Raw genomic sequence first — 2,739 nt, 5'->3', positions numbered from 1 at the left:
TTCCTTACCTGCGTAAGAACGAAGACCCGGACGGCTGGCGCGCTTCAGGTTTTCGATGACAGGTTTGCCTTCATAGTATTTCAGGTCGATGATCAGAGTTTTCTGTACTTCGCCTTCAACACGTGCATCGGTAATGTAACCTTCTTCCTTCAGGACTTTGGCTACAGCAGCCTTTACCTTGGAAGAGGGCATTTCGACAGATGCATGTTCTGCCATTTGGGCATTACGGATACGAGTTAGCATATCTGCTAACGGGTCCTGCATACTCATTATCTATCTCTCCAGAAGATCAATCGCGCTTACCAGCTGGCCTTAACCAGACCTGGAACGTCACCACGCATGGCTGCTTCACGCAGTTTGATGCGGCTCAGACCGAATTTACGCAGGTAGCCGTGAGGGCGACCTGTTACACGGCAGCGGTTACGCAGACGAGATGAGCTGGCATCACGTGGCTGCTTCTGCAGTGCTATCTGAGCGTCCCACTTCTCGTCTTCAGAGCTGTTAGGACTGACGATGATCGCTTTCAGCGCAGCGCGCTTCTCTGCGAACTTGGCAACGGTGCGCTGACGCTTCAACTCCCGCTGCTTCATGGATACTTTTGCCATGGGCTCGTACCTTAATCAGTTACGGAATGGGAAGTTGAAGGCTTTCAGCAGTGCACGGCCTTCGTCGTCAGTCTTGGCTGTGGTAGTCAGGGTAATATCCAGACCACGCAAAGCGTCGACTTTATCGTAATCGATTTCCGGGAAGATGATCTGCTCTTTAACACCCATACTGTAGTTGCCACGGCCGTCGAAAGACTTCGGGCTGATACCACGGAAGTCACGAACACGAGGCAGGGCGATGTAAACCAGACGCTCCAGGAATTCGTACATACGTTCGTCACGCAGGGTCACTTTAACACCGATTGGCCAGCCTTCACGAACCTTGAAGCCTGCAACGGATTTACGTGCCTTGGTAACGACTGCTTTCTGACCGGCGATTTTTTCCATGTCAGCAACAGCGTTTTCGATGACTTTCTTATCACCGATCGCTTCACCCACACCCATGTTCAGAGTGATTTTGGTGATACGAGGAACTTCGTGAACATTGCTCACGCCCAGCTCTTCTCTGAGCTTGGGCAGGATCTCTTCACGATATTTAGTCTTGAAGTTTGCCATTATGCCACCCCTTACGCGTCAACCGGTTGACCGGTAGACTTGAACACGCGTTGTTTCTTGCCATCTTCAGAGATAGCAATGCCAACACGATCAGCCTTGTCGGTTTCTGTGTTCAGGATTGCAACGTTGGAAGCCTGAATAGGCGCTTCTTTTTCAACGATGCCACCAGGGGTGCCCAATGTCGGGTTTGGCTTCTGATGCTTCTTGATCATGTTGATACCAGAAACGATCAGCTTGCCATCGGCACGAACGGTTTGCACTTTGCCGCGCTTACCTTTGTCCTTGCCTGCAATGACGATAACTTCGTCGTCACGACGGATCTTTTTCATTTCCTGCTCCCTTACAGTACTTCTGGTGCCAGGGAAATGATCTTCATAAACTGCTCACCACGCAGTTCACGAGTCACTGGCCCAAAGATACGGGTACCGATTGGCTGATTGCTTGCGTTCAGCAGAACGGCAGCATTGCCATCGAAGCGGATTACGGAACCGTCTGGACGACGAACGCCTTTTTTAGTACGCACTACAACTGCGTTCATCACCTGGCCTTTCTTGACCTTACCGCGTGGAATTGCTTCCTTAACGGTGACTTTGATGATGTCGCCGATGTGGGCGTAGCGGCGATGGGATCCACCCAACACCTTGATACACTGTACTCGACGAGCGCCGGAGTTATCGGCTACTTCGAGTTGAGATTCTGTCTGGATCATGCTTATTCTCCAAGCCCAAACTGCAGACGGGTACCCGCCAGTCGTTTTACAACAGGCTGGCCACAAGACCAGCCACTTCTACTCAGACCCAGGGCACCGTGGCCTTATATTTGAGTAGCACGCTCATCAATGGAAACCAGTTCAAATGTCTTGGACTTAGACAAAGGACGTGTTTCCTTGATTGTGACAATATCACCCATACGGCAATCATTGTTTTCGTCGTGAGCGTGCAACTTGGTGGACCGCTTAACGATCTTACCGTAGAGCGGATGTTTAACACGGCGCTCAATAAGAACGGTGACGGTCTTGTCCATCTTGTCACTCACAACCTTACCGGTCAGAGTACGGACTTTCTTGTCTTCAGCCATTGTTAAATACCTGCCTTCTCATTCAACGCCGTCTTAATACGGGCGATGTCGCGTCGGGTCTGCTTCAGCAGATGAGTCTGACTCAGCTGACCCGTCGCTTTCTGCATACGGTAGTTAAATTGGTCCCGCAGCAGTGTGACCAGCTCTTCGTTGAGCTGTTCAACCGTTTTTTCACGCAATTCAGCAGCTTTCATCACATCACGCTCCGCTTAACGAAGGCAGTTTCCACTGGCAGCTTTGCGGCAGCAAGGGCAAACGCCTCGCGAGCCAGCTCTTCGGACACACCTTCCATTTCGTACAGGACACGACCCGGCTGGATCTGTGCTACCCAGTACTCGACACTACCCTTACCTTTACCCATACGAACCTCGAGGGGTTTTTTGGAGATCGGTTTGTCAGGGAAGACGCGAATCCAGATTTTACCACCACGCTTGATGTGACGGGTCATGGCACGACGTGCTGCTTCGATCTGACGAGCAGTTATGCGTCCACGGCCTGTTGC

General features: G+C 51.4%; 8 protein-coding genes. All 8 read right to left on the bottom strand.

The features are described from left to right. On the bottom strand, positions 1–270 hold a 270-nt coding region (gene rpsH, locus KDK19_RS00105; RefSeq protein WP_257291078.1), incomplete at its 3' end, for a 30S ribosomal protein S8. A gap of 29 nt (positions 271–299) precedes the next feature. Further along, complete coding sequence (gene rpsN, locus KDK19_RS00100; RefSeq protein ID WP_257280865.1) at positions 300–605, bottom strand: 30S ribosomal protein S14; 306 nt, start codon at positions 603–605, stop codon at positions 300–302. 15 nt (positions 606–620) lie between these two features. Continuing rightward, a complete protein-coding gene (gene rplE / locus KDK19_RS00095) occupies positions 621–1,160 on the bottom strand; it encodes a 50S ribosomal protein L5 (protein WP_257291077.1) in 540 nt (179 codons plus the stop codon). 11 nt (positions 1,161–1,171) lie between these two features. Next, on the bottom strand, positions 1,172–1,489 hold the full coding sequence (gene rplX / locus KDK19_RS00090) for a 50S ribosomal protein L24 (protein ID WP_257253580.1): 318 nt from the start codon (positions 1,487–1,489) through the stop codon (positions 1,172–1,174). An 11-nt stretch (positions 1,490–1,500) separates the two neighbouring features. After that, positions 1,501–1,869, bottom strand: a complete 369-nt coding sequence (gene rplN, locus KDK19_RS00085; RefSeq protein WP_062268071.1) for a 50S ribosomal protein L14 — start codon at positions 1,867–1,869, stop codon at positions 1,501–1,503. A gap of 104 nt (positions 1,870–1,973) precedes the next feature. Further along, positions 1,974–2,237 (bottom strand): 30S ribosomal protein S17, encoded by a 264-nt coding sequence (rpsQ, locus tag KDK19_RS00080; RefSeq protein WP_034841753.1) that lies wholly within the window; start codon positions 2,235–2,237, stop codon positions 1,974–1,976. Positions 2,238–2,239: 2 nt separating this feature from the next. Beyond that, positions 2,240–2,431 (bottom strand): 50S ribosomal protein L29, encoded by a 192-nt coding sequence (rpmC, locus tag KDK19_RS00075; protein ID WP_252177324.1) that lies wholly within the window; start codon positions 2,429–2,431, stop codon positions 2,240–2,242. Further along, positions 2,431–2,739 (bottom strand): 50S ribosomal protein L16 (gene rplP / locus KDK19_RS00070; protein WP_257291076.1); only part of this gene is annotated, 309 nt, incomplete at its 5' end. The genes rpmC and rplP, both read right to left, overlap by 1 nt.

The sequence above is a fragment of the Endozoicomonas sp. ONNA1 genome (assembly GCF_024606325.1).
Lineage (GTDB): Bacteria > Pseudomonadota > Gammaproteobacteria > Pseudomonadales > Endozoicomonadaceae > Endozoicomonas_A.
This window is presented reverse-complemented; position numbering and strand designations above follow the sequence as displayed.